This is a genomic window from Arthrobacter sp. P1_D12 (assembly GCF_056406175.1).
The window spans coordinates 1-24,329 of the sequence record NZ_JBFUAR010000007.1 but is presented as its reverse complement, the minus strand read 5'-3'; the positions used below and the strand labels follow the sequence as shown (position 1 = coordinate 24,329).

The following is a 24,329-nucleotide window of genomic DNA, read 5'->3' as shown; positions in this document are numbered from 1 at the left end:
CGGCACTAGAATGGTGCGGTGACTTCCAGCAACGACTCGTTTGTCCATCTCCACAACCACACCGAGTACTCGATGCTGGACGGTGCCGCCCGGCTCGGTGAGCTGTTCGACGAAACCGAACGGCTCGGCATGCCGGCCCTCGCCACGACCGACCACGGCTACCTGTTCGGCGCCTTCGACTTCTGGAAGCGCGCAACAGACCAGGGCATCAGGCCCATCATCGGCGTCGAAGCCTATGTGACTCCCGGGACCGCCCGCACGGACAAGACCCGTGTGCGCTGGGGCGAGGAGCACCAGCGCAAGGACGACATCTCCGGCGGCGGCTCGTACACGCACATGACCCTGCTCAGCTACAACAACGTGGGCATGCGGAACCTTTTCCGGGCCTCCTCGATCGCCTCGCTCGACTCGGTCTTCGGCAAATGGCCCCGGCTGGACCGTGAGCTGCTGAACACCTACTCGGAAGGGCTCATCGCCACCACCGGCTGCCCGTCCGGCGAGGTCCAGACCCGGCTGCGGCTCGGCCAGTACCGCGAAGCCCTGGAGGCCGCGGCGGAGTTCCGCGACATCTTCGGTGCGGAGAACTACTTCTGTGAGCTCATGGACCACGGCCTGGACATCGAGCGGCGCGTCACCGGTGACCTCCTGCGCCTGGCCAAGGACCTGAACCTGCCGCTGGTGGCCACCAACGACCTGCACTACACGCACGAGCACGACGCCAAGGCGCATGAGGCCCTGCTGGCCATCCAGTCCGGTTCCACCCTCCTGGAGCCGACCTACGACAACGGCGGCTCGCGCTTCGCCTTCTCCGGCAGCGGCTACTACCTGAAGTCGCCGCAGGAAATGCGCGAACTGTTCCGCGACCACCCCGAGGCGTGCGACAACACGCTCCTGATCGCCGAACGCTGCGAAGTCTCCTTCAACACCGGCGCCAACTACATGCCCCGGTTCCCCTGCCCGGAGGGGGAGGACGAAACGTCCTGGCTGGTCAAGGAGGTCGACAAGGGACTCCACTACCGTTATCCCGGAGGCATCCCGGACAAGGTCCGCAAGCAGGCCGACTATGAGCTCGAAGTCATCACCTCGATGGGCTTCCCGGGCTACTTCCTCGTCGTCGCCGACTTCATCAACTGGGCCAAGAACAACGGCATCCGGGTCGGTCCCGGGCGTGGCTCCGGTGCTGGCTCCATGGTGGCCTACGCCATGCGCATCACCGACCTGGACCCGCTGCACCACGGCCTGATCTTCGAGCGCTTCCTCAACCCGGACCGCGTCTCCATGCCTGACTTCGACGTCGACTTCGATGACCGGCGCCGTTCCGAAGTGATCGACTACGTCACACGCAAATACGGCGACGAACGCGTGGCGATGATCGTCACCTACGGCACCATCAAGACCAAGCAGGCCCTCAAGGACTCTTCGCGCGTGCTGGGCTACCCGTTCAGCATGGGCGAACAGCTGACCAAGGCGCTGCCGCCGGCGGTCATGGCCAAGGACATCCCGCTGGCCGACATTCAGAACCCCCAGTCCAAGCGCTACAGCGAGGCCGGCGACTTCCGCCAGCTCATCAGCACCGACCCGGAGGCCGCCAAGGTCTTCGAGACGGCGCTGGGCATCGAGGGCCTGAAGCGGCAATGGGGCGTGCACGCCGCCGGCGTCATCATGTCCTCGGACCCCATCATCGACGTGATCCCGATCATGCGCCGCTTCCAGGACGGCCAGGTCATCACCCAGTTCGACTACCCGACGTCCGAAGGCCTCGGCCTGATCAAGATGGACTTCCTCGGGCTGCGAAACCTGACGATCATTTCCGATGCCCTGGAAAACATCAAAATGAACCGCGGCATCGAGCTCGACCTCGAAACGCTCGAGCTGGATGACACGGCGTCCTACGAGCTGCTCGCCCGCGGAGACACACTGGGCGTCTTCCAGCTCGACGGCGGACCCATGCGGTCCCTGCTCAAGCTGATGAAGCCCGACAACTTCGAAGACATCTCCGCCGTGCTGGCCCTCTACCGGCCCGGACCCATGGGCGCCAACGCGCACACCGACTACGCGCTGCGCAAGAACAAGATCCAGGAAGTCATCCCGATCCACCCGGAACTCGAGGAACCGCTGTCCGAAATCCTCGGCGGGACCTACGGGCTGATCGTGTACCAGGAGCAGGTCATGGCCGTGGCGCAGAAGCTCGCCGGCTATACCCTGGGCCAGGCCGATATCCTGCGCCGCGCCATGGGCAAGAAGAAGAAATCCGAGCTGGACAAGCAGTTCGCCGGCTTCTCCCAGGGCATGCAGGACAACGGCTATTCCATGGCCGCGGTCAAGACCCTCTGGGACATCCTCCTGCCGTTCTCGGACTACGCCTTCAACAAGGCGCACTCGGCCGCCTACGGCGTGATCTCCTACTGGACCGCGTACCTGAAGGCGCACTACGCGCCGGAGTACATGGCTGCCCTGCTGACCTCGGTGGGTGACGACAAGGACAAGTCGGCGATCTACCTCAACGAATGCCGGCGCATGGGCATCACGGTGCTGCCGCCGGACGTTAACGAGTCAGCCCTTAACTTCACCCCTGTGGGCACCGACATCCGCTTCGGCATGGGCGCCATCCGCAACGTCGGCGTGAACGCCGTCGAAGCCATGGTGGCGGCGCGCGAAAAAGAAGGCGCCTACACCTCCTTCAAGGACTACCTCCTGAAGGTCCCGGCAGTGGTCTGCAACAAGCGCACCATCGAATCCCTGATCAAGGCCGGCGCCTTCGACTCGCTCGGCCACCCCCGCCGGGCCCTGGCCATGATCCATGAAGAAGCGATCGACTCCGTCATCACCCTCAAGCGCAACGAGGCGATCGGCCAGTTCGACCTCTTCGCCGGCTTTGAGGACCAGGAGCCCGAGGCGTCGCTCAGCACCGAGATCCCGGACCTGCCGGAATGGGAGAAGAAGGACAAACTGGCGTTCGAGCGCGACATGCTCGGCCTCTACGTCTCCGACCATCCGCTGCAAGGACTGGAAGGGCTCCTGAGCCAGCACGCCGACCGGTCGATCACCTCGATCATCGCCGAAGACGGCCCGCCGGACGGCTCGATCGTGACCATCGCCGGCATGATCACCTCGCTCAGCCGACGGATCGCCAAGGCCAGCGGCAACGCCTACGCCCGGGCCGAAATCGAGGACCTCGCCGGTTCCATGGAGGTCATGTTCTTCGGCCAGGTCTACGGCCCCATCGCCTCGGTGCTCGCGGAGGACCTGATCGTGGTGGTCAAGGGCCGGCTGCAGCGGCGCGACGACGGCGCCGTCACCTTGAACTGCATGGAACTCTCCGTACCGGACCTCAGCGACAGCCAGAACGGGCCCGTGGTGATCACCATGGCCACGCACAAGGCCACCGAAGCCGTGGTCACCGAACTGGGCGACGTGCTGCGCACCCACCGCGGAAATTCGGAGGTCCGCCTGCACCTGCAGGGCGACACCCGGGTGGAGGTCATGGGGCTGCCGGTGCACCTGCGCGTCAACCCGAGCCCGTCACTGTTCGGCGACTTGAAGGTGCTGCTCGGCCCGACGTGCCTGGATAACTAGGGCGGGCTACCGGCCCCGGGCACTGGAACGGCCGGCCGGCCGGCGGCTAGATCTCGTAGTCGAGTGGAACGGGCTGGCTGTAGCCCCCGGAGTGGTAGAGCAGGGGAACGCCGTCGTCGCCGACCTGGCCCTCCACCACCTCGACGACCACGACGGCGTTGTTCTCGAAGGAGAGCCGCATCTGGACCTTGCCGATCAGCCAGCCGCTGACCCCCTTGAGCACGGGCACCTCGTGGGGGCCGAGCTCCCAGTGGTCGCCGTCGAACCGGTTGCCGGCCCGGGCGAAACGGTCGGCGAGCTCCTGGTTTTCCAGCCCGAGCATGTGCACGCCAATGTAGGTCGTGTTCGCCACGGCCGGCCACGAGCTGGAGGTCCTGGCCATGTTGAATGTAAAGCGCGGCGGCTTGGCGGACAGTGAGGCCACAGAGGTCGCCGTGAATCCGAACGGGACGCCGTTGTGGTTGGCCGTGATGATGGCCACGCCCGCCGCGTGCCGGCGGAACATTTCCCTGAATGTTCCCTCGAAAATACCTTCATCTGTGGCCACTGCGATCCAACTCCCTGCTGCACGTGCGTGTCGTACTTATACTCTGCCAGCGTATTGCGCAGGGGAATCGAGTGCGGCATTTTCTTTACGTCTCCCGTCATGTGCTGCCGGCCGGCGTCATGCGCCGCGGCAATCCTTGTTACGGTTTGTTGCATGACACAGTCCGCAGTAGACGGCCCCGTCCACCACTCCGGGGAGCCCGCACAGCCCGAGCGGCATCCCGAGGGGCAGCCAGGTCCCGGGCGGACATGGCGGAAGGCCACGGTCATCGCGGCCGCCGGCATCCCGGTGGGGCTGCTCTGGTGGCTTCTGGCGCCGTCGGGCCTCAATATCCTGACCGGAAACCCTGACCTCGCCGCCGGCACCAACACCGCCACCTGGCTGCCCAGGGACCTTGTGCTGGCGGGGCTGTGCCTGCTCGCAGGGTGCGTTGCCGGGTCGTTCGTCGCCGGCAACAAGCACCAGCAGCCCGGCCCCGTCACCGTTATCCTCGTGGTCCTCGCCGGCGCAGCCGGTGCGCTCATCGCGTGGGGAACCGGCGTGCTCAGCGCCCAATGGTGGGGAGCGCCGGCGGATACTTCGGCCAGCGCCAGCGTCGCCTTCTCCCTGCGCTCCTATGCGGTCCTCGCCATCTGGCCGGCAGCGATCGCCCTGGCCATCTTCCTGAACAGCCTCTTCCCGGGCAACGGGGGCAAACCCCGCCGCGGCGGGGCACGTAAAATGATCGGGTGAGCCTAACTCCTGACAGCCCCGTGACCCCGATGACCGCCGCCCTTAACTTCCGCACGGTGGACGTGCGCGGTGCGCACCTGTCTCTCGCCGGACTCCGCGCAGCCGTGCCCCGGGCACAGTCCGGGACGATGGCCGACGCCGAGGGCAAGGTCCTGGATATCATCTCCGCCGTCCGCGCCCGGGGCTTTGGCGCACTGCAGGAGCTGGCACTTGCTTTCGACGGCGTTGAGCAGGCGCATCCCCGCGTCCCTGCCGAGGCGCTGCGTGCAGCCCTTGAGAACCTGGATCCCGCCGTCCGCGCGGCCCTGGAAGAATCCATCAAGCGGGCCCGCGCCTTCGCCGACGCCCAGCGCCCGGCGAACATCGACGTCGAACTCGGCGAGGGCGCCGTCGTCAGCCAGAACTGGGTGCCGGTGGCGCGCGTGGGGCTCTATGTCCCCGGCGGCCTGGCGGTCTACCCGTCCTCGGTGATCATGAACGTGGTCCCGGCCCTGGCCGCCGGCGTCGAATCGATTGCCCTGGCCTCGCCGCCGCAAAAGAACTTCGGCGGCCTCCCGCACCCCACGATCCTGGCTGCGGCCTGCCTGCTGGGCATCGAGGAGGTCTACGCGATCGGCGGGGCGCAGGCCATCGCGGCCTTCGCCTACGGCATCCCGGCCGACGCGTCCGACGGCGGCCACCTCCCCGGGATCGAGCCCGTGGATGTCGTCACCGGTCCGGGCAATATCTTCGTGGCCACCGCCAAGCGCCTGGTCAAAGGCGTTGTCGGGATCGATTCCGAGGCCGGCACCACGGAGATCGCGATCCTCGCGGACGCCACCGCCAGTCCGGCGCTCGTGGCCGCGGACCTCATCAGCCAGGCCGAGCACGACCCCAAGGCTGCATCGGTGCTGTTCACCGACTCCGAGGCCCTCGCCGCCGAGGTCCGCGTGGAGCTTGAGCGGCAGGCCGCTGCCACCAAGCACTCCAGCCGCGTCCGCGAGGCACTCTCGGGCCCGCAGTCCGGGGTGGTGCTGGTCGAGGACCTGGAGCAGGGCATTGCCGCCTGCGACGCGTACGCCGCGGAACACCTTGAAATCATGACCGCCGACGCCGCCCGGGTGGCCCGCCGGATCCGCAGCGCCGGTGCGATCTTCGTGGGGGACTACAGCCCCGTGAGCCTGGGGGACTATTGCGCGGGCTCCAACCACGTGCTGCCCACCAGCGGCACCGCTGCCTTCTCCTCCGGACTGAACGTGACCACGTTTCTGCGTGCCATCCAGGTCATCAACTACACCCGGTCCGCGTTGGAGCAGGTCAGCGGCCACATCGTCAGCCTCTCCGGCGCGGAGGACCTGCCGGCGCACGGCGAGGCCGTCACGGTGCGGTTCGCCGCCCGGTAGTTCAGGACCCAGACCACTACATGTAGTAATTACAGGCTTGTTATTCTGCTACATCTAGTCGTAAACTGAGGTCACACCGGATTGCGACAGGGGAGGAACCGACATGTATTGCCCGTTCTGCCGTAACCCTGATTCGCGCGTCGTGGACAGCCGGATCGCCGATGACGGCTCCGCCATCCGGCGCCGTCGGCAGTGCCCCGAATGCGGCCGCCGGTTCACCACCGTGGAAACCACCAGCCTGACCGTCATCAAGCGCTCCGGGGTCGGCGAGCCGTTCAGCCGCAGCAAGGTCATCAACGGCGTGCGCAAGGCCTGCCAGGGCCGCCCGGTCACCGAAGACGACCTCGCCCTGCTGGCGCAGGAAGTCGAGGAGGCGATCCGGGGATCCGGCGCCGCCGAAATCGAGGCCCACGAAGTCGGGCTGGCGATCCTGGAGCCGCTGCAGCGTCTCGACGAGGTCGCCTACCTGCGGTTCGCCAGCGTCTACCAGGCCTTCGAATCGCTCGAGGACTTCGAATCGGCGATTTCCCTGCTTCGCCATGAGGCCGAGACCAAGGGCCGGGACGGCAAGAGCCCGGACAAGCGGCCGCTCCAGGCGCCGTCGTAAATGTCCTGATTGTCCTGGTGACTGCGTCCCGGGATCCACCACAGACTCCGGTGGTGGCAGCGGAGGGGAAGCCGCAGCCACCACCGGCTCCACTTAACCGCTCCACAAAGAAATTGAGCTATCACTCCGGGTCGTTCCCAGCGTTCAGAACGACCCGGAGTGATAGCTCAATTGGTTTTTGCGGCGTGATGGGCCTTTATTTTGCCAGCTTGTGCTTGAGGGCAATCTCGATGGCCGCGCCCACGATCCCGGCGTCGTTCTTCAGCTCGGCCGGGACGATCGGCGTGCGCAGCTTCAAGCGCGGCAGGTACTCGTCCGCACGCTTGGAGATGCCGCCGCCTACAATGAAGAGCTCGGGGGAGAACAGGAATTCAACATGGGAGAAGTAGCGCTGCAGCAGGACGCTGTACTGTTCCCAGCTGAGGCCCTCGCGCTCACGGGCCACGGCTGAGGCCTTGGTCTCGGCGTCGAAGCCGTCAATCTCCAGGTGTCCGAGTTCGGCGTTGGGAACCAGCTTGCCGTCGAAGATGAACGCAGAACCGATGCCGGTGCCAAGGGTGATCACCAGCACCGTGCCGGCGACTCCCTCGCCGGCACCGAAGCGGGCCTCGGCGAGTCCGGCCGCGTCGGCGTCGTTGATGACCTCCACCGGGCGGCCGAGACGCGCCGTGAGCATGGCATCGATGTCGGCTTCCAGCCACGACTTGTCTACATTCGCGGCCGAATGGACCACGCCGTGCTGGATGATGCCGGGGAAGGTGACTCCCACGGGGCTGCTGGCGTCGGGGGCATCGGAACGGGCAGAGAGCTCGGCGACAACCTGCGCGACGACTTCGGCCACGGACTCAGGGGTGGAGGGCTGCGGCGTCGGGAAGCGCACGCGGTCACCGATCAGCTTCCCCTTCTTCAGGTCCACGATCCCGCCCTTGATTCCGGTGCCACCGATGTCAATGCCGATCAGGGGGGCGTTCTTCTTCGACTTTTCGTCCTTCTTGGCCAATGTCGTTCCGTTCGTGGCAGGGGCGGGCTGTAGTGACCGGGCAAGGCCGGTGGTGAAAGAGCGGGGTGGTTCCGGGAACTAGCGTGTGGAGCCGGCGGTCAGGGCAGCGTGAGGACCTCGGCACCGGACTCCGTCACGAGCAGGGTGTGCTCGAACTGGGCGGTGCGCTTGCGGTCGCGGGTCACGACGGTCCAGTCATCGGCCCACATGTCCCAGTCAACGGTGCCCAGGGTCAGCATTGGCTCGATCGTGAACACCATACCGGTTTCCATGGTGGTGTTGTATGCCGGCGCCGCGTCATAGTGCGGAATGATCAGCCCGGTGTGGAAGGCTTCGCCAACTCCGTGCCCGGTAAAGTCGCGGACCACCCCGTAGCCGAAGCGCTTTGCGTAGGACTCGATGGTCCTGCCGATCACGTTGATTTCGCGTCCGGGAGCCACGGCCCGGATGGCGCGGTTAAGCGATTCCCGGGTGCGCTCGACGAGGAGGCGGGATTCCTCGTCGACGTCGCCGACCAGGAAGGTGTAGTTGGTGTCGCCATGGACGCCGCCAATGAAGGCCGTGATGTCGATGTTGAGGATGTCGCCGTCCCGGACCACCGTGCTGTCCGGGATGCCGTGGCAGATGACCTCGTTGAGGGACGAACACAGGGACTTCGGAAAGCCCCGGTATCCGAGGGTGGAGGGGTACGCGTTGTGGTCCAGCAGGAACTCATGGCCCACCCGGTCCAGCTGGTCGGTGGTGACGCCGGGTTCGATGTGCCTGCCGACCTCCACGATGGCCTGGGCGGCGATTTTGGAGGCGATCCGGATCTTCTCGATGGTCTCCGCCGACTTGACCTCGGACCCTGTGAACTTCGCAGGAGCCGGCTTGCCTACATATTCCGGACGCGGGATGGACGGCGGCACGGGAAGCTGCGGGCTCACTGTCCCCGGGACCAGCGTGCCGATGGGTGCAGTTGAGGCTAGAGAAGGCATAGATTGATCATATAAGTAGCCGGGCTCGCCCCGGAAAATACAGCCCGGAAAATACAGCCCGGAAAATACAGCCCGGAAAATACAGCCCGGAAAACACGCCGGGACACGCTCCGGGCCATGAAGGAGCCCCGATGCCCGAATACTGGTACAACGTCAACACCCACGAGATCGAGGAAGACGCGATGTCCGACTGGAGCCAGCTGATCGGACCGTACAAGACCCGTGAGGAAGCCGAACATGCCCTGGAAAAGGTCAAGGCGCGCAATGAGGCTTGGGACAAGGACGAGGACGACTAGCCCGTACGGGCCTGCTGCGCCCGCGGGAACGTCCCCCGGCGATCGCGGACCGGACAGCGCACAGGCTGACTGATTTTTCCCAGCCCCTGATTCTCACCCTGTGAGGGTGGGTGCGAGCCGGTTGCCGACAGCCATACTGGGAAAATGCCGACGCGCGTTGCCCGCACCCGCGGCGCCCGAATCTCAGACCTCGCCAGGCTGGTCCTTGCCTGGGCTGCCTCGACTGTAGCCCTCATTATCACCGGCGCCCTGCTTCCGGGGTTCTCTGCGGCCAGCTGGTGGTCATACGCCGCCGTGGCGGCGGCAGCCGGCCTCGTCGGCCTGGTCCTGCGCCCGGTGCTAGTGGAGATCTCGGCCAGGGTGGGCTGGGTGGCAGTGCTTCTCACCGCCCTGGTGGGGCAGGCCCTGATCATGTACGTCGCCATCCGTCTGGTGCCCGGCATCGAGTCGACGCCTTTGACAGCCCTCGCCGCTACTTGGGTCAGTGCCGTCGTGGGCACGCTCATTTCGTGGGCCACCACAGCCGGAACCGATGACGGCCTCATCACCTCGCTGGCCGGACGGGCACGCCGGCAGGTACCGGTGACCGATCCGGAGGTTGACGGTGTCCTGTTCGTCCAGCTCGACGGGGTCCCCTTCCCGGTGCTGCAGTGGGCTATCCAGTCCGGGGGAGTGCCCCATCTCCGCCGCTGGCTGGCCTCGGGGGACTATCAGTTCCGTGAATGGACTCCCCAGCTGCCTTGCACGACGCCGGCGAGCCAGATGGGCATTCTGCACGGCACGGTCGACGGGATCCCGGCCTTCCGGTGGTATGACCGTGAGCTCCAACGCGTCCTGGTGGCCAACCGTCCGGCAGACGCCCGGGTGATCGAAGAAAGGCACAGCACCGGCCAGGGACTGCTCTGCGACGACGGCGTCTCCATCTCGAACCTGTTCACCGGTGACGCGCCCCGCTCGTTTTTGACGATGAGCCGGGTAGAGGTCCGGCGCGGCTCGACCCAAACCCGCCGGGCGTTCGCCTGGTTTTTTGCCACCCCGAACGGCTTCATGCGCAGCTTCACGCGGACCGTCGGCGAGATCTTCAAGGAGCGTTGGCAGGCCCGGAGACAGGTCAAACGTGACCTCAACCCGCGGGTGCGGCGGGACTGGACCTTCGCCCTGCTGCGGGCAGTCACCAACGGTCTGCTGCGGGACCTGAACACGGCGCTGGTGGCAGAGGAGCTGCGTCGCGGCACGAAGAGCATCTATGTCGACTACGTTGACTACGACGAGATTGCCCACCACGCAGGCATGTTCCGCCCCGAGTCGCTTGCAGCCCTGGATGGCTTGGACCGCACGCTCGGTGCCTTGGCCGAACTCGCCGGGTCCGCTCCCCGCCGCTACCGGCTGGTGGTGCTCTCGGACCACGGCCAGTCCCAGGGCACGCCGTTCGCGGACAGGTATGACCAGGCGCTTGGTGATCTGTGCGCGGAACTGATGCAGGAACACGTTCAGAACGTGGACGCGTCCGTCGAGGGACTCGGGCGCGCTGACTCCATCGCCGGCGACGTTGCCACTGGCGGATTGTCCGGGAAGCTAGCCGGCCGCGCCGACAAGGTGCTGACCAAGGCACAAGAGACGCCGGCACAGCAGACATCCGGCCCAGGCGGCGCGGAGGACCCGGTGGTCGTGTTGGGCTCGGGCAACCTGGGCCTGGTGTACCTGCGGGGTGACCGGCGCCTGAGTCTCCAGGCCCTCGAGCATCGGTGGCCCGCCCTGGTCCCTGGCCTGGCGGGCCATCCCGGCATCGGGTTCGTGGCCGGCATCGATGAAGAGGGCGGGGCGTGGGCGATCGGAAGCGGTGGGCGCGTCAACATCACCAGCGGGGCAGTGGAGGGCACCGACCCGCTGGCCGGTTTCGGGCCGCATGCGGCGCGGGTGCTGAATCTCGCGTTGATGCACCCCGAGGCGCCGGACCTCTATGTCAACAGCGCGGTGGATCCCGCGACCGGCGACGTTGCAGCCTTCGAAGGCCTCGTGGGATCGCACGGGGGACTGGGAGGCTGGCAGGACCGCGCCGTGCTGATGGGCCCGGCCGATCTCATGGCGCGGCTGCCCGAGCGGATCGAGGGTGCCGGGGAACTCCACCAGGTGCTGGTGGCGATGCTTGAGTCCTGTGGCCAGCGCGCCACGACGGCGTCCCGCGGCTGAGCGACCAACCGGGGGGATTTCCCCGGGGCGGATCCAACCCGAGGCCCCTGGCTTACGAGGGCGCGACCCAGGACTGGCCGGCAGCGAGGACCACTGCCGTGCAGCCGGGAGCCTGTTCCGCCACGGCAGCGGCGAACCGGTGGCCGGGCCGCTCGAGCCAGCTCCGGGCAAAGTAGGTGACGAACGGAGGGTGCAGCGTCCCCCAGTGCACCGGCAGGGCGAACCGCGCGCCGCTCATCGCGACAGCCCGGGCGGCGGTCTCCGGAGTCAGGTGTCCCGCCGAGAGCCTCGGCCCCCACCCCCAGACCGGCACCAGGGCGACATCGATCGGCCCTCCCGCCATGGCGGGGAGCGCGGCCATCTCCGGGAACAAGCCAGTGTCACCGGCGATCCACACGATGCCCGACTGGCCGCGGACGAGCTGGCCATTGGCGTCGTTGGGTCGGTGCGGCATTGGCCGGCTGCGATGCTCGGCCGGCACCTGGCGAATCTGGACGCCGCTGCCTACCGGGGTCCAGCCGTCGCCCAAGGAAACTGTGTGCGCCAGCTTTCGGCGACGCAGCCAGGCCACGTTCGCCGGCGCGCTCATCAGCGGTGCCCCGCGCAGCATGCGCAGGGAGCGCAACTCGGCGTGGTCGTGGTGCAGGTGGGAGAGGAGCACCGCGTCCGGTCGGTCCCACAAGGCCGGGTCCGGACGCGGTGCCAGGCGTCGGAGCAACCCGGCATGGGAACGGAGCAGCGGATCGGTGAGGATCCGAACCCCGTCGAGATCCAGAACCACCGTGGAGTGACCAAGCCAGGTGATTCTCATGTCGGGCGTAGCCCGTTTTCGTGTCAGGCCAAGGCCTTTGCCTTGAGCGAATCAAACTCGGTCTGGTTGATGGCTCCGGAATCGAGCAGCGCCCTGGCATCGGCGATCTGGCCGGCCGGGCTGGCCGTCGAGCCTGCGGCCTGCTTGATGTACTCCTGCTGGGCAGCCTGCTGCTGGGCCAGCATCTTCATCTGACGATCGGTCATGCTCCGGCCCCGGGCGATCAGGTAGATGAGGGCGCCGAGCCAGGGAACGAAGATCAGCAGGATAACCCAGCCGGCCTTGGCCCAACCGCTGAGTTCGTGGTCGCTGAACAAGTCCATCAGGCAGCGGAACCACACCATCAGCGCAGCGATCCAGATGAAGAACCAGAAACTCCAGAGCAGAACGTTCCAGAAGCTATTCGTGTCCATCGATACTCCTCGAATCGTGTCCGCCGGAGCCTGACCTGACGCTTAGCGCATGAAACCGTCCGGGCCGGCGGAACATCTTGAGGTCCTAATGCAGACCTTATTGGTCAGCCTGCCCGTACCTGAGGCGCAACGCATCGCCCGTGAAGGATGAGGTCTTGCAAAAGAGTCCCCGGAACCGGAAGGTCAGGGGCCCGCCGGAGCGGAACTAGAAGGAGTGTTCCGGGCCGGGGAACTGGCCTGAGCGCACGTCGTCGCCATAGGCTTTTGCGGCGTCACTGAGCGACGTGCGGAGGTCGGCGTACTGTTTGACGAATTTCGCCATCTTTCCGCCGCGCAAACCGGCCATGTCCTGCCACACCAGGACCTGTCCGGTGGTGGCGCTGCCGGCGCCGATGCCGACCGTGGGGACGTCGACGGCGGCATCCACGGCGGCTGCCGTGGCGGCCGGGACCATTTCCATGAGCACGCTGAACGCGCCGGCGTCCGCCAGCGCGACGGCGTCGTCGATCAACCGCTGGGCGTCATCGCCGCGGCCCTGGACGCGGTAGCCGCCGAGGGAGTGCTCGCTCTGCGGGGTGAAACCGATGTGCGCCATGACGGGGATGCCGGCCTGGACCATGGCCCGGACGGTCTCGGCGTAGAACTTTCCGCCTTCGATCTTAACGGCGTGGGCCAGGCCCTCTTTCAGGAACCGGACGCCGGTGGCAACAGCCTGCTGGGCGGAGACCTCGTAGCTGCCGAACGGCAGGTCAGCGACCACCAGGGCCCGCCGTGCGGAGCGGGCGACGGCCCGGCACAGCGGAAGGAGCTCGTCCACCGTCACCGGAAGGCTGGTTTCGTTGCCGAAGACGTTATTGGAGGCCGAATCGCCGACCAGGAGCACCTCGATGCCTGCCTGGTCAAAGATTTCTGCGGTGTACTGGTCATACGCGGTGAGCATGGCGAAGCGCTCACCGTTCGCCTTGGCCGCCTGGAGATGATGCGTGCGGATCCTGGCCGCCGGTTTCCGGGCCGCCTCCGCAGGCCCGCCGGTGCCGCCGTCGGCGGTTCCGTCTGTGCCACTGGCCGTCGTGCCCGAAGAGGCGGCCGCTGAAGCCGCCGCCGGGCCGCTGCCGTAGGGGGCCGCGAGTTCTGCGGGCGTGCTGGAATCGGAGCTGTTACTTGAGGCCATGCCACGAGCGTAGTGCGAGACGAAGTGCCGCAGCTACCGCGGGTTGCCCCCGCCCGGCGTGAATCACGTCACACGGGCGGCCTGTGCGACGGCGCAATAGCCCCTCTCGCCGCGAATTCGTCCGCCTTTGTGTTAACGGTGTGTTACGCGGGGGTCCGGCTTCAGCAATCGGCGGCAATGCTTAGTAAAGTGAACCGTGAGCAGCCGCGGGGCCCATGAATGCCGGGCCTGGGGCGGATGGAAGAACCGGAAAGAGGCCAGTATGGACCGCCAGCAAGAGTTTGTCCTGCGGACGATCGAAGAGCGCGACGTGCGGTTTGTGCGCCTGTGGTTCACCGACGTCGTGGGATCGCTCAAGTCCGTGGCGCTGGCCCCGGCCGAGGTGGAAGGCGCCTTCGAGGAAGGACTCGGATTCGACGGTTCCTCGATCGAAGGCCTGGCCCGCGTCTTCGAATCCGACATGCTGGCCCAGCCGGATCCGGCCACGTTCCAGATCCTGCCGTGGCGTGGCGAGACCGAGGCCACATCGCGGATGTTCTGCGACATCCTGACGCCCGACGGCGAACCTTCCGCCGCGGACCCGCGCAACGTCCTCAAGCGCACCCTGGCCAAGGCCGCGGACATGGGCTTCACCTGCTACACCCACCCCGAGATCGAGTTCTACCTGCTCAAGTCCCAGGAACCGGGGCCGGACGGATCACCCATCCCCGTGGACGAGGGCGGCTACTTCGACCACGTCCCGGGCGGCGTGGCCCAGGACTTCCGCCGGACCGCCGTGACCATGCTCGAATCGGTGGGTATCTCGGTGGAATTCAGCCACCACGAAGCCGGCCCGGGCCAGAACGAAATCGACCTGCGCTACGCCGACGCCCTGCAGACCGCGGATAACATCATGACGTTCCGCACGGTCATCAAGGAAGTCGCGCTGCAGCAGGGCACCTATGCCACCTTCATGCCCAAGCCCTTCACCGCCCACCCGGGTTCCGGCATGCACACCCACTTTTCCCTCTTTGAGGGGGACACCAACGCCTTCTACGAGGCCGGTTCCGAGTTCCAGCTTTCCGAGACGGCGCGCCAGTTCATCGCCGGCATCCTCAAGCACGCCCCCGAATTCACGGCCGTGACCAACCAGTTCGTCAACTCTTACAAGCGGCTCTGGGGCGGGGGAGAGGCACCGAGCTACCTGAGCTGGGGCCACAACAACCGCTCCGCCCTGGTCCGCGTCCCGCTGTACAAGCCCGGCAAGGGCCAGTCCGCGCGGATCGAATACCGTGGCATCGACTCCGCCGCCAACCCCTACCTGGCCTACGCCGTGCTGCTCGGTGCCGGCCTCAAGGGCATCGAGGAGGGCTACCAGCTCCCCGCGGCGGCCGAGGACGACATCTGGTCGCTGAGCTCGGCGGAACGCCGCGCCATGGGACACGACCCGCTGCCGGCCAGCCTGCATGACGCCATCCGGACCATGGAGGATTCCGAGCTCATGCCGCAGATCCTCGGCGAGCAGGTGTTCGAGCACTTCCTGCGCAACAAGCGTGCAGAATGGCAGGACTACCGCCTCCAGGTGACGCCCTACGAACTGCAGCGCAATCTCGGCATTCTGTAGGTTGCCCCGATGAGCCTGGCACGACGCCTCATTGCCGCCGGCTTCAGCGATCTCGACAAGGGCGAGCGGTTCCTGGCGGCCCGGGAACTGGAAGGACTCGACCAGGATGCCCTCTTTGCAGGGCTGCAGCTGGCGGCCAACCCGGACACGGCCCTGCAGTCCCTGGTCCGGCTGATCGAGAAGCACCCGGAGCTGCGCAAGCTTGCCGTCGCGGACCCGGAAAGCAGCGAACCGCTGTACCGGGTCCTGGGGGCCTCCGAGGCGCTGGGCGAGTTCCTCATCCGCCACCCCGAACACCTCGATGCCTTCGATGTCCGGGTCAGTCCGGAGCCGATGCCCGCGGACGCCGTGGCCCTGCGGACGCGGCTGCTGCAGTCGGTGCGGGCCGATCCCAAGTCTGCCCGGCCGGTGGCGGCCCTTAGCGGTCAGGAAGCCTACGCGGCCCTGCGCACCGCCTACCGGCGCGGGCTCGTGGAGCTCGCCATCAAGGACCTGTGCGCGGCCGATCCGCTGGACTTCATGCCGGCCGCGGGTGCGGAACTGGCGGATCTCGCCGGGGCTGCGCTCGAGGCGGCCCTCGCCGTGTCCCGGGCCGAGGCGGCGGAGAAGTTCGACGCCGCGGAGGTGGCCGACGTCGGCCTCGCCGTGATCGGCATGGGCAAGTGCGGTGCCCGCGAACTGAACTACATTTCCGACGTCGACGTCATCTACGTGATCGAGTCCGGCGCGGTTGAGGAGACCCGGGCCACGACCATCGGCACGGTCCTCGCCTCCGGGATCTCGCGCGCGATCATGTCCACGAGCCGCGAACCCGGGCTGTGGGAAGTCGATGCGAACCTCCGGCCCGAGGGCAAGTCGGGGCCGCTGGTCCGGACCCTCGCCTCGCACGAGAGCTATTACGCGCGCTGGGCCGAGAGCTGGGAATTCCAGGCCCTCCTGAAGGCCCGGACCATCGCCGGCGACACCGTCCTGGGGGCCCGCTACGAGGCAGCCCTGACGCCCCTGATCTGGTCTTCGGCCGGCCGGGAGGGCTTTGTCGAATCCGTCCGCGCCATGCGCCGCCGCGTCACCGAGCATATTCCAGCCGATGAGGAACAGCGGCAGATCAAGCTGGGCCGCGGCGGCCTGCGCGACGTCGAATTCACCGTCCAGCTGCTGCAGCTCGTGCACGGCAAGTCTGATGAATCGCTGCGCTGCCGTGACACCACCTCGGCCATCGCCGCGCTCTCCGCCGGCGGGTATATCGGCCGCTCCGACGCCGCGGAGTTCGACCGCGACTACCGCTACCTGCGGCTGCTCGAACACCGGATCCAGCTGTTCCAGCTGCGCCGGACGCACCTCATGCCGGTGAACGAAGCGTCATTGCGTTCCCTCGCCAAGGCGGTCCTGGGACCTTTCTCCGCCGAGCGGCCCAAGCCGGACGCTCTGGTCGCCGCATGGCGAAAAACCAAGCGCTCCGTGCGGGAACTCCACGAACGAATTTTCTACCGCCCCCTGCTCAATACTGTCGCCACCCTGAGCAGCGAAGAGGCACGCCTGACCCCGGAAGCCGCCCAGGGCCGCCTCGCCGCCCTCGGTTACCTCGATCCCCCCGGCGCCATGCGGCACATCGAGGCCCTCACCGCCGGCGTGAGCCGGCGCGCGGCACTCCAGCGCCAGCTCCTGCCCATCCTGCTGGACTGGCTCGCCGACGGCGTGGACCCCGACGCCGGGCTGCTCGCCTTCCGGCGGGTCAGCGAGGCCCTCGGCACAACGCACTGGTACCTGGGCATGCTCCGGGATTCGACGGCCGCGGCCGAGCGGCTCTGCCACGTGCTCGCCAACTCCCGGCTGATCGCGGACCTGCTGGAGGTTTCGCCCGAATCAGTGGCGTGGCTGGGCACGGACAAGGAACTGGTGCCGCTGAGCTTCGAATCCCAATGGCTTGAAATCACCTCGAAGATGTCCCGGCACGCGGACCCGGAGAGTGCCATGCGGCTGATCCGGCTGATCCGGCGCCGGGAAATCCTCCGGGTCGCCATCGCGGACAGCGCCGGGCTGCTGGACCAGGACCAGGTGGGGGAAGCCCTCGCCGACACGGACCGGGCCGCCGTGCTGGGGGCGCTGCGCGTGGCGGAGACGATCATCACCGCCGGGGAACCGCTGAAGACCCACGTGCTGGTGGTTGCGATGGGCCGTCAGGGCGGCCGGGAGATCGGCTACGGCTCGGACGCCGACGTCATGTATGTCCACCGCGGACGCCCCGGCGTGCCGGAAGAGGAGGCGCAGGCTCAGGCCCTGCAGATCGTGGGCAAGCTCTCCAGCCTGCTGACCCAGCCGCTCAAACCGGCGATCCTGGCCGAGCGGGTACTCGCGGTGGACGCGGACCTGCGCCCCGAGGGCAAGAGCGGGCCCATGGTGCGGTCCCTGGAGTCCTATGCCGAGTACTACCGCCGGTGGTCCCTGGTCTGGGAGGCCCAGGCGTTGCTGCGGGCGCGCCCCATGGCCGGCGACGACGCCCTGGCCGAGGATTTCGTCGCGCTGATCGACACCATCCGGTACCCGGAGTCTTTGTCTGACCAGGACGTCCGGGAGGTGCGGCGGGTCAAGGCCAGGGTCGAGGCGGAGCGCCTGCCGCGCGGCGCCGATGCCGCCCGTCACCTGAAGCTTGGCCGGGGCGGGTTGAGTGACGTCGAGTGGCTGGCCCAGCTGCTCCAGCTCCGGCACGCCGGCCGGCACCCGGAGCTGCGGACCACGTCCACGGTGGACGCGCTCGAGGCGGCCGCGGCCCTGGACCTGATGGACGCGGGGGACACCGGCATCCTCCTCCGGGCCTGGCGGCTGGCGAGCCGGATCCGTTCGGCCAACGTCATCTGGACCGGCCGGCCCTCGGACCTGCTGCCCTCCTCCCGCCGTGACCTTGAGGCGGTGGCCCGCTGGTGCGGCTACGGACAGGGCAACGCCGCGGCGCTGGAGGAGGACTACCTGCGGTTGAGCCGGCGCGCCCGGGCGGTCTTCGAGCGGGTCTTCTACGGCCAATAGCGCCCGGCGGCGGCCTGCGGCTGCTGACAGGGCCTACTGACACATGCTGCGGGCGGTGCTACCTTGGGCCAATGGCCAGGCAACTTTTTGTGAACCTTCCCGTCCGGAATCTGGATAAGACCGTTGAATTCTTCACGGCGCTGGGATTTTCCTTCAACCCCGACTTCACCGATGAGAACGCCACCTGCATGATCGTCAACGACGGCGCGTACGTCATGCTGCTCGTCGAGTCCTACTTCAAGACCTTCACGTCGAAGTCCGTCGCCGCTACGGCCGGCACCGCCGAGGTCATCATGTCCTTCTCGCTGGAGAGCCGCGAAGCCGTGGATGAGGTCATCCGCACCGCCCTGACCTCCGGGGGCACGGCATCGGCGGAGGCCCAGGACTACGGCTTCATGTACACGCACAGCTTCCAGGACCCGGACGGACACCTCTGGGAAGTCTTCTGGATGGATCCGGCCGGACCGCCCAAGGACGCTGCGCTGTAGCCCCTTTCCTTGAGGCGGCGGGCGCCGCCGGCGCGGGTACGCTGTCTTTATGTCTGGACATGTATGGCTGCTGCCTTTAAAGAACCTCGACGACGACGCCCGGGCCATCAAGCTTGGGGAGATCGCGCTGCTGGAGCTCGGCGCTGGGCAGCAGAAGTTGGTGGGGGACCCGCTGCGGATGATGCTGATCGGGCTCGAGGAAGAGTCCCGGCACCCGATCGCCGTGGATGAGAACGGGGCCGCCGTGGGAGTCTTGACGCTCCAGGCTGGGGCGGCGACCCTCGCGGGCTGGCCAGAGGACCACACGGCCTGGCTCCTGCGGGGCTTCCTGATCGACCGGTGGCAGCAGGGCAAGGGCCTCGGCACCCTCGCCGCGGAGGCCGCAGTGCGGGAGGCCGCCAAACTGACGGCGGACCTCGGCAGCGGCCAGGCCGGCGTTGTACTCTCCGTCAACGAACTGAACCCCGGCGGCCAAGCCGCATACCGCAAGGCCGGATTCGAGGACCGCGGCCGCTACGAAGGCGGCGACGCCGGCCCGCAACGCATCATGTACCGGGCATTCTGACCGCAAGCGCATCTTGACTGGGACGATGTGTGCCTCAGTATTGAACCACGATCAGCCGCTGGAAAGGTGCATGATGGGCCACTCACAGATGCAGGTAGAACCGGTCATCCAGGAGCTCCACATCCCCGCCGGGCTGGCAGGGCCGGTTGAGTTGACGATGGACGTACGTTGTTTCCTTGTGCCGCACACCGGGGGATTGCTGTTGATCGATACGTGCCTCAAGGGCAGCGCGGATGCGATTGCGGCGGCGTTGGACCGTGTTGGAGCAGCATGGAGTGACATCACCGACGTCGTCCTCACCCATTGGCATCCGGACCATGTCGGCGGCCTCGGCGAAGTCGTGGATCGGAGCCCGTTGGCAGCGATCTGGACGGGCGCGGCGGACGTTTCCCAGATTCCTTCCGCGGTGCCGCTGCGCCCGCTCGTGGAACGTGACAGGGTCCGCGATATTCAGATCGTGCAGACGCCTGGCCATACGGCAGGACATATCAGCTTGCTGCATGACGACGGAATGCTGTTCGTAGGGGACGCTGTGGGGACAGCCGGAGGTGTGATGCGACGGCCGCCGGAGCAGTTTACAGCGGACTCTGCGCGGGCCGAAGAGTCGCTTCTGAGACTGAGCTTGCTGGAGCCGGACAGGATGCTCTTTTCCCACGGACCGGAAATCCCCGATCCCATAGGGGAATTACGCCGGCTTCTCGCCGTCAACGAGGGTTGACGCCTCTCCCTGTGTCAACTAACGTTGACGCAGGAGGTGCTTCATGCAGACATTGATAGGTTCCATGGACGGCAAGGGGCCGGCCGAGGCGCTCTACGCCGTGGCGGAACTCCACAAAGAACTGGCGCGCACGGAAACCGAAGTGGTGCTGCGTGCCCGGCAGGCCGGACTGTCGTGGGAGGCCATTGCAGTGTGCGGCCGGTCACGGGATGAACCCGTGACCGGCCTTTTTATATTGGAACTGTTGCGGACGAACAGTGTCGGGCCGCTTTATCTAACTAGACGCCGTAGTAGAGCTCGAACTCGTACGGGTTCGGGCGCAGTGAAAGCGGACGGATCTCGTTCTCGTACTTGTACTCGATCCAGGTGTCGATCAGGTCCTGGGTGAAGACGCCGCCGGCCTGCAGGAACTCGTTGTCCTCGGCCAGTGCATCCAGGGCCTCCTCGAGGGTGCCCGGAGCCTTGGGGATGTCCTTGGCTTCTTCGGCCGGGAGCTCGTAGAGGTCCTTGTCGATCGGAGCCGGGGGTTCGATCCGGTTACGGATGCCGTCGATGCCGGCCATCAGCTGGGCAGCGAACGCCAGGTACGGATTGGAGGAGGGGTCCGGAGCGCGGAACTCGATGCGCTTGGCCTTCGGGTTGGAGCCCGTGATCGGGATACGGATACCGGCGGAACGGTTGCCCTGCGAGTAAACCATGTTGACCGGCGCTTCGAAACCCTTGACCAGGCGGCGGTAGGAGTTCACCGTCGGGTTGGTGAAGGCCAGGACAGCGGAGGAGTGCTTCAGCAGGCCACCGATGTACCAGCGGGCGGTGTCGGACAGGCCGGCGTAGCCCTTCTCGTCGTAGAACAGCGGCTCGCCGCCGGTCCACAGCGACTGGTGGCAGTGCATGCCCGAGCCGTTGTCACCGAAGACCGGCTTCGGCATGAAGGTCACGGACTTGCCCCAGGCATCGGCGGTGTTCTTGATGACGTACTTGAACTTCTGCAGGTCATCAGCCGCGTGGGTCAAGGTGGTGAACTTGTAGTTGATTTCAGCCTGGCCGGCGGAGCCGACTTCGTGGTGGCTGCGCTCGACTTCAAGGCCGGCCTCGTCCAGGGCAACACACATGGCGTCGCGCAGGTCGGCCTGCTTGTCGGTGGGGGAGACCGGGAAGTATCCGCCCTTGACCGGGGTCTTGTAGCCGAGGTTTCCGCCCTCTTCCTCACGGCCCGAGTTCCAGTGTGCTTCCTCGGAGTCGATCTTGTAGAAGCTGCCCTGCGGGGAGGACTGGTACTGGACGTTGTCGAAGACGAAGAACTCGGCCTCGGGAGCGAAGAACGCGGTGTCGGCAATGCCGGTCGAAGCCAGGTAGGCCTCCGCCTTCTCGGCCACGCCGCGGGGATCGCGGTGGTACGGGTCACCGGTACGCGGGTTCACGATCGAGAAGTTCAGCGCAAGGGTCTTCTCCATGCGGAACGTGTCGATGAACGCCGTCGTGACGTCCGGGATGAGCTGCATGTCAGACTCGGCGATGCCCTGAAAGCCGCGGATCGAAGATCCGTCGAAAAGCTGGCCGTTGACGAAGAAGTCGGCGTCAACGCTCTTGGCGGGCACGTTGAAGTGCTGCTGAACGCCCGGGAGATCGGTGAAGCGGATATCGACGAATTTGATGTCTTCGTCCTTGATGAACTTGAGGACTTCGTCCGCAGTCTTGAACATCTATGCTCCTTACGCATATGAAAGATCTGGCCGTCAGGCACATTTGTCCAGCGCAGTCCAACAGCGGAGAAGGCAAAAAAGCTTCCCCGCTTCGCAGTCGCTAGCAACTGTTACCACCCTAAGGACAAGGGATTTCCCCGCAGTGTCCGCATTGTTTCGGGGAGGTTACAGAATGTCCTGACACGTAAACGCTAGTCGCCAGTCCACACTGTGGCCTATCTGGTCCACAATGTGACACCCTACCTCCCACACTGTGGACAGGCCAGAGCCGATAAGCTTGGAGGGTGGTTGATCGCAAAGACATCGGTTCATGGCTCACCGGGCCGGACACATCCGGCATCTCCAGGTACCCGGGGGAGCGGCTCGGGCTGCCCGAATCCGGGGCAGGATCGATCGCCCGTGCCGGCCGGCGCATCTTGGCGATCTGCATTGACTGGGGCATTGCCCTGTTGATCAGCAATTTCGCCTTCGGCGGCGACTCCTGGGCCACGCTTGCCGTGTTTGCCATCGAGCAGATCCTGCTGATCGGCACCCTCGGCTACGGCATCGGCCACCGGATCGTGGGGATCCACGTGGTCCGGCTGGGCGGCGGCCCGGCGGGTCCACTCGCGGCTTTGGTGCGTACTCTGCTGCTGTGCCTCGTTATCCCTGCCGTCATCTTCGACCCGGACCAGCGCGGCCTCCACGACAAGGCCATGAATACGGTGCTCGTCCGGATGTAGCAATCCGTCGCCGGATGCGCGACGGCGGTGCCAGGCAACCAGGCGCGGCGGGGCCTCGTCCGTTTGCCACGAATGGCCGCTAACCTCCCCGCATTGCGGCCATGTGCGTCAGATGGGCACAGCGATGGTGTGCCGGGGCGCACAGAAACCCGAGGTCCTGGACGGAGCTAGACCCCTGCCGTCTCCTGGGCCGGCGTCGGCGCAGCCTCTCCGGACCGTGCCGTCAGGTATCCGTGGCGGCCGGCCCAGCGCTCAAACCACACCGTCGCGAAGGGGAAGACGGCGGAGAGCCCGGCGAGCAAGGCAACCCGGAACGGCCAGCGGAGCATTGCCCACAGGCTCAGTGCCGCAATCGCGTAGCCGATGAAGAACGCCCCGTGGATCGGACCGGCAATCTCCACGCCGAGTTCCGTCGTCCGGGTGATCCATTTGAGCACCATGCCGAGCAGCAGCGTGGCCCAGCTGAACGCTTCGGCGATCGCCAGCCCCCGGAAAATGCGGATCATCGTGGCGGTCGAGGGAAGTTTCATGCGTGTCTCCTGAGTTCTTGCGTGCGTTTTCGCGGTGTCCAGTGTCGCTCTGCCCGGTACCTTGCGTCCGTTGTCCCAGGTCCGGTGGCCCGGCGCCGGGCTGGCCGACGTCGGGCAATAAGAGAAACGCCCCGGCTGGCGGCCTGAGGTGGCCGTGAACCGGGGCGATTCTGTACTGCGGGCAATTCCGTTATGCGGTGCGGTACTGACGCCCGCCTAGCGTCCGCGGGTGGGACGGGCCTTGTAGGGATCGATGCCCTTCGGGATGGGCAGGCGGCCGCCGAGGGAGGAAATGCGCTTCGACACGGCGCTGACCTCGGTCTTGGTCAGTTCGCCCTTGAGCTTGTTCATTTTCCTGGCGATCTGGCTGAGCGGCACCTGGCCCTCGCCGCGGCCGCTTTCGATCACGTGGATGGTGACGTTGGGGAGGATGCGCGCAAGGCGCTTGCGCTCGGCGTCGACCAGCGGCTTGACCCGGTTGCTGGGGCCTTCGCTGACGAGCACGACGCCGGGGCGGCCGATGGCACGGAAGACGGCATCCTGCGTGCGGGGGTTCACGGCGACGGGCTGGTCCTCGGTGATCCAGCCGCGCTTGAGCGTGCCCAGCGCGGCACCTGAGGCGCCGGGCTGGTTCTCGATCTGCGCGAACGCGGCGCGCTCGGCCCGGCGGGAGAGGATCAGCGTGGCCGCAAGGGCGCCCAGGGCGATGCCGATGATCAGGCCGGTGATCCAGTTATCGAGCAGGAAACCGACCAGCAGGCTGAGGGCAACAACACCCAGGAACGCCAGCAACATGAGCCAGGGAACCATGGGATCGTGGCGGCGGGTCATCTGGAAGACCTCGCCGATCTGCTTCAGCCGGCTCGGCTTCTTGGCCTTTGCTTCCTTGGGCTTGCGGGAGAAAAGACCGCGCTTCGGAGCTTCGGAAGCCGGGCTGGAGTTGCTGGGATCAGGGGAATTCGCCATAGTTCCTTAATTCTACGTGATGGACGGCCAAGGGCCGGCACCGGAGTCATCCGGTGCCGGCCCTTAAGTGGAAGGGTGTCAGAGCAGGGTTCAGGAATGTGCCGCGAGCAGCGAGCTGGCTTCCTGGCGGGTGCTTCCGGAGCTTTCGATGTGGGCGAGTTCGGCCGGGATTTCCCAGCCCTTCTTGCGCATCGCGGTGGCCCAGAGCCGGCCGGCGCGGTAGGAGGAACGGACCAGGGGCCCGGACATGACGCCCAGGAAGCCGATCTCGTCCGCTTCGTGCTGCAGTGCTGCAGGTCCACGAATTCCTG

21 protein-coding genes and 1 pseudogene are annotated in these 24,329 nt (G+C 66.6%); 12 read left to right on the top strand and 10 right to left on the bottom strand.

Features of this window, described 5'->3' with window-relative positions; genetic code table 11:
- The first annotated feature begins 18 nt into the window (after positions 1 to 18).
- On the top strand, positions 19 to 3,576 hold the full coding sequence (dnaE, locus tag AC1DZV_RS07040) for a DNA polymerase III subunit alpha (RefSeq protein ID WP_476952014.1): 3,558 nt from the start codon (positions 19 to 21) through the stop codon (positions 3,574 to 3,576).
- A 46-nt stretch (positions 3,577 to 3,622) separates the two neighbouring features.
- Here dnaE and AC1DZV_RS07035 read toward each other — a convergent pair whose 3' ends face one another.
- Entirely contained in the window at positions 3,623 to 4,081 is a 459-nt protein-coding gene (locus tag AC1DZV_RS07035; RefSeq protein ID WP_476952026.1) for a flavin reductase family protein, read from the bottom strand.
- Positions 4,082 to 4,276: 195 nt separating this feature from the next.
- On the opposite strand from AC1DZV_RS07035, the gene AC1DZV_RS07030 reads away from it, so the two are divergent.
- The 3 genes from AC1DZV_RS07030 (at position 4,277) to nrdR (ending at position 6,844) form a co-directional block, all read left to right on the top strand.
- Positions 4,277 to 4,855: a hypothetical protein gene (locus AC1DZV_RS07030; RefSeq protein WP_476953332.1), complete on the top strand. Its 579-nt coding sequence runs from the start codon at positions 4,277 to 4,279 to the stop codon at positions 4,853 to 4,855.
- A gap of 29 nt (positions 4,856 to 4,884) precedes the next feature.
- On the top strand, positions 4,885 to 6,237 hold the full coding sequence (gene hisD, locus AC1DZV_RS07025) for a histidinol dehydrogenase (protein ID WP_476952027.1): 1,353 nt from the start codon (positions 4,885 to 4,887) through the stop codon (positions 6,235 to 6,237).
- Positions 6,238 to 6,340: 103 nt separating this feature from the next.
- Positions 6,341 to 6,844 carry a transcriptional regulator NrdR gene (nrdR, locus tag AC1DZV_RS07020; RefSeq protein ID WP_028275865.1) on the top strand — a complete coding sequence of 168 codons (504 nt, stop codon included), beginning with the start codon at positions 6,341 to 6,343 and terminating at the stop codon, positions 6,842 to 6,844.
- Between the two features lie 196 nt (positions 6,845 to 7,040).
- On the opposite strand, the gene ppgK is transcribed toward nrdR, so the two are convergent.
- Together ppgK and map are read right to left on the bottom strand one after the other, a co-directional pair.
- Positions 7,041 to 7,844 carry a polyphosphate--glucose phosphotransferase gene (ppgK, locus tag AC1DZV_RS07015; protein WP_476952016.1) on the bottom strand — a complete coding sequence of 268 codons (804 nt, stop codon included), beginning with the start codon at positions 7,842 to 7,844 and terminating at the stop codon, positions 7,041 to 7,043.
- Between the two features lie 98 nt (positions 7,845 to 7,942).
- Positions 7,943 to 8,821 carry a type I methionyl aminopeptidase gene (map, locus tag AC1DZV_RS07010; RefSeq protein WP_028275863.1) on the bottom strand — a complete coding sequence of 293 codons (879 nt, stop codon included), beginning with the start codon at positions 8,819 to 8,821 and terminating at the stop codon, positions 7,943 to 7,945.
- A gap of 131 nt (positions 8,822 to 8,952) precedes the next feature.
- Here map and AC1DZV_RS07005 point away from each other — a divergent pair, with 131 nt between their 5' ends.
- Positions 8,953 to 9,117 (top strand): SPOR domain-containing protein, encoded by a 165-nt coding sequence (locus AC1DZV_RS07005; protein ID WP_018772367.1) that lies wholly within the window; start codon positions 8,953 to 8,955, stop codon positions 9,115 to 9,117.
- Positions 9,118 to 9,261: 144 nt separating this feature from the next.
- A complete protein-coding gene (locus AC1DZV_RS07000) occupies positions 9,262 to 11,307 on the top strand; it encodes a phage holin family protein (RefSeq protein ID WP_476952017.1) in 2,046 nt (681 codons plus the stop codon).
- A 52-nt stretch (positions 11,308 to 11,359) separates the two neighbouring features.
- Here AC1DZV_RS07000 and AC1DZV_RS06995 read toward each other — a convergent pair whose 3' ends face one another.
- From AC1DZV_RS06995 to panB, 3 genes are all read right to left on the bottom strand, one after another.
- Positions 11,360 to 12,118 carry an MBL fold metallo-hydrolase gene (locus AC1DZV_RS06995; RefSeq protein ID WP_476952018.1) on the bottom strand — a complete coding sequence of 253 codons (759 nt, stop codon included), beginning with the start codon at positions 12,116 to 12,118 and terminating at the stop codon, positions 11,360 to 11,362.
- Between the two features lie 23 nt (positions 12,119 to 12,141).
- The gene (locus tag AC1DZV_RS06990) at positions 12,142 to 12,531 is read right to left on the bottom strand and encodes an SHOCT domain-containing protein (protein ID WP_476952019.1); all 390 of its coding nucleotides are present in this window, start codon (positions 12,529 to 12,531) and stop codon (positions 12,142 to 12,144) included.
- 205 nt (positions 12,532 to 12,736) lie between these two features.
- Positions 12,737 to 13,702 (bottom strand): 3-methyl-2-oxobutanoate hydroxymethyltransferase, encoded by a 966-nt coding sequence (gene panB, locus AC1DZV_RS06985; protein WP_476952020.1) that lies wholly within the window; start codon positions 13,700 to 13,702, stop codon positions 12,737 to 12,739.
- Positions 13,703 to 13,964: 262 nt separating this feature from the next.
- Between panB and glnA (AC1DZV_RS06980) the strand changes: the two genes are divergently transcribed.
- From glnA (AC1DZV_RS06980) to AC1DZV_RS06960, 5 genes are all read left to right on the top strand, one after another.
- Positions 13,965 to 15,305 carry a type I glutamate--ammonia ligase gene (gene glnA, locus AC1DZV_RS06980; protein WP_028275859.1) on the top strand — a complete coding sequence of 447 codons (1,341 nt, stop codon included), beginning with the start codon at positions 13,965 to 13,967 and terminating at the stop codon, positions 15,303 to 15,305.
- Positions 15,306 to 15,314: 9 nt separating this feature from the next.
- The gene (locus AC1DZV_RS06975) at positions 15,315 to 18,326 is read left to right on the top strand and encodes a bifunctional [glutamine synthetase] adenylyltransferase/[glutamine synthetase]-adenylyl-L-tyrosine phosphorylase (RefSeq protein ID WP_476953331.1); all 3,012 of its coding nucleotides are present in this window, start codon (positions 15,315 to 15,317) and stop codon (positions 18,324 to 18,326) included.
- A 71-nt stretch (positions 18,327 to 18,397) separates the two neighbouring features.
- Positions 18,398 to 18,814 (top strand): VOC family protein, encoded by a 417-nt coding sequence (locus AC1DZV_RS06970; protein WP_476953330.1) that lies wholly within the window; start codon positions 18,398 to 18,400, stop codon positions 18,812 to 18,814.
- A 49-nt stretch (positions 18,815 to 18,863) separates the two neighbouring features.
- A complete protein-coding gene (locus AC1DZV_RS06965; RefSeq protein WP_476952022.1) occupies positions 18,864 to 19,379 on the top strand; it encodes a GNAT family N-acetyltransferase in 516 nt (171 codons plus the stop codon).
- A gap of 70 nt (positions 19,380 to 19,449) precedes the next feature.
- Entirely contained in the window at positions 19,450 to 20,097 is a 648-nt protein-coding gene (locus AC1DZV_RS06960) for an MBL fold metallo-hydrolase (RefSeq protein ID WP_476953329.1), read from the top strand.
- A gap of 278 nt (positions 20,098 to 20,375) precedes the next feature.
- Here AC1DZV_RS06960 and glnA (AC1DZV_RS06955) read toward each other — a convergent pair whose 3' ends face one another.
- Entirely contained in the window at positions 20,376 to 21,800 is a 1,425-nt protein-coding gene (gene glnA, locus AC1DZV_RS06955) for a type I glutamate--ammonia ligase (RefSeq protein ID WP_018772378.1), read from the bottom strand.
- A gap of 284 nt (positions 21,801 to 22,084) precedes the next feature.
- Here glnA (AC1DZV_RS06955) and AC1DZV_RS06950 point away from each other — a divergent pair, with 284 nt between their 5' ends.
- Positions 22,085 to 22,522, top strand: coding sequence for an RDD family protein (locus tag AC1DZV_RS06950; RefSeq protein WP_459384400.1), 438 nt, complete (start codon positions 22,085 to 22,087; stop codon positions 22,520 to 22,522).
- A gap of 167 nt (positions 22,523 to 22,689) precedes the next feature.
- Here the strand turns inward: AC1DZV_RS06950 and AC1DZV_RS06945 are convergent, their stop codons facing one another.
- From AC1DZV_RS06945 to AC1DZV_RS06935, 3 genes and pseudogenes are all read right to left on the bottom strand, one after another.
- Positions 22,690 to 23,052, bottom strand: a complete 363-nt coding sequence (locus tag AC1DZV_RS06945) for a DUF3817 domain-containing protein (protein ID WP_476953328.1) — start codon at positions 23,050 to 23,052, stop codon at positions 22,690 to 22,692.
- Positions 23,053 to 23,268: 216 nt separating this feature from the next.
- Positions 23,269 to 24,018: a DUF4191 domain-containing protein gene (locus AC1DZV_RS06940; protein WP_243179470.1), complete on the bottom strand. Its 750-nt coding sequence runs from the start codon at positions 24,016 to 24,018 to the stop codon at positions 23,269 to 23,271.
- A gap of 90 nt (positions 24,019 to 24,108) precedes the next feature.
- Positions 24,109 to 24,329, bottom strand: a pseudogene (locus tag AC1DZV_RS06935) (lipoyl synthase); the annotation flags it as partial.

Excerpts from the sequence above, each read along its gene's own strand:
- AC1DZV_RS07035 (WP_476952026.1), bottom strand. The coding sequence starts at position 4,081 with ATGTTCCGCCGGCACGCGGCGGGCGTGGCCATCATCACGGCCAACCAC.
- AC1DZV_RS07030 (WP_476953332.1), top strand. The coding sequence starts at position 4,277 with ATGACACAGTCCGCAGTAGACGGCCCCGTCCACCACTCCGGGGAGCCC.
- hisD (WP_476952027.1), top strand. The coding sequence starts at position 4,885 with ATGACCGCCGCCCTTAACTTCCGCACGGTGGACGTGCGCGGTGCGCAC.
- nrdR (WP_028275865.1), top strand. The coding sequence starts at position 6,341 with ATGTATTGCCCGTTCTGCCGTAACCCTGATTCGCGCGTCGTGGACAGC.
- map (WP_028275863.1), bottom strand. The coding sequence starts at position 8,821 with ATGCCTTCTCTAGCCTCAACTGCACCCATCGGCACGCTGGTCCCGGGG.
- AC1DZV_RS07005 (WP_018772367.1), top strand. The coding sequence starts at position 8,953 with ATGCCCGAATACTGGTACAACGTCAACACCCACGAGATCGAGGAAGAC.
- AC1DZV_RS07000 (WP_476952017.1), top strand. The coding sequence starts at position 9,262 with ATGCCGACGCGCGTTGCCCGCACCCGCGGCGCCCGAATCTCAGACCTC.
- AC1DZV_RS06995 (WP_476952018.1), bottom strand. The coding sequence starts at position 12,118 with ATGAGAATCACCTGGCTTGGTCACTCCACGGTGGTTCTGGATCTCGAC.
- AC1DZV_RS06990 (WP_476952019.1), bottom strand. The coding sequence starts at position 12,531 with ATGGACACGAATAGCTTCTGGAACGTTCTGCTCTGGAGTTTCTGGTTC.
- panB (WP_476952020.1), bottom strand. The coding sequence starts at position 13,702 with ATGGCCTCAAGTAACAGCTCCGATTCCAGCACGCCCGCAGAACTCGCG.
- glnA (WP_028275859.1), top strand. The coding sequence starts at position 13,965 with ATGGACCGCCAGCAAGAGTTTGTCCTGCGGACGATCGAAGAGCGCGAC.
- AC1DZV_RS06975 (WP_476953331.1), top strand. The coding sequence starts at position 15,315 with ATGAGCCTGGCACGACGCCTCATTGCCGCCGGCTTCAGCGATCTCGAC.
- AC1DZV_RS06970 (WP_476953330.1), top strand. The coding sequence starts at position 18,398 with ATGGCCAGGCAACTTTTTGTGAACCTTCCCGTCCGGAATCTGGATAAG.
- AC1DZV_RS06965 (WP_476952022.1), top strand. The coding sequence starts at position 18,864 with ATGTCTGGACATGTATGGCTGCTGCCTTTAAAGAACCTCGACGACGAC.
- AC1DZV_RS06960 (WP_476953329.1), top strand. The coding sequence starts at position 19,450 with ATGATGGGCCACTCACAGATGCAGGTAGAACCGGTCATCCAGGAGCTC.
- glnA (WP_018772378.1), bottom strand. The coding sequence starts at position 21,800 with ATGTTCAAGACTGCGGACGAAGTCCTCAAGTTCATCAAGGACGAAGAC.
- AC1DZV_RS06945 (WP_476953328.1), bottom strand. The coding sequence starts at position 23,052 with ATGAAACTTCCCTCGACCGCCACGATGATCCGCATTTTCCGGGGGCTG.
- AC1DZV_RS06940 (WP_243179470.1), bottom strand. The coding sequence starts at position 24,018 with ATGGCGAATTCCCCTGATCCCAGCAACTCCAGCCCGGCTTCCGAAGCT.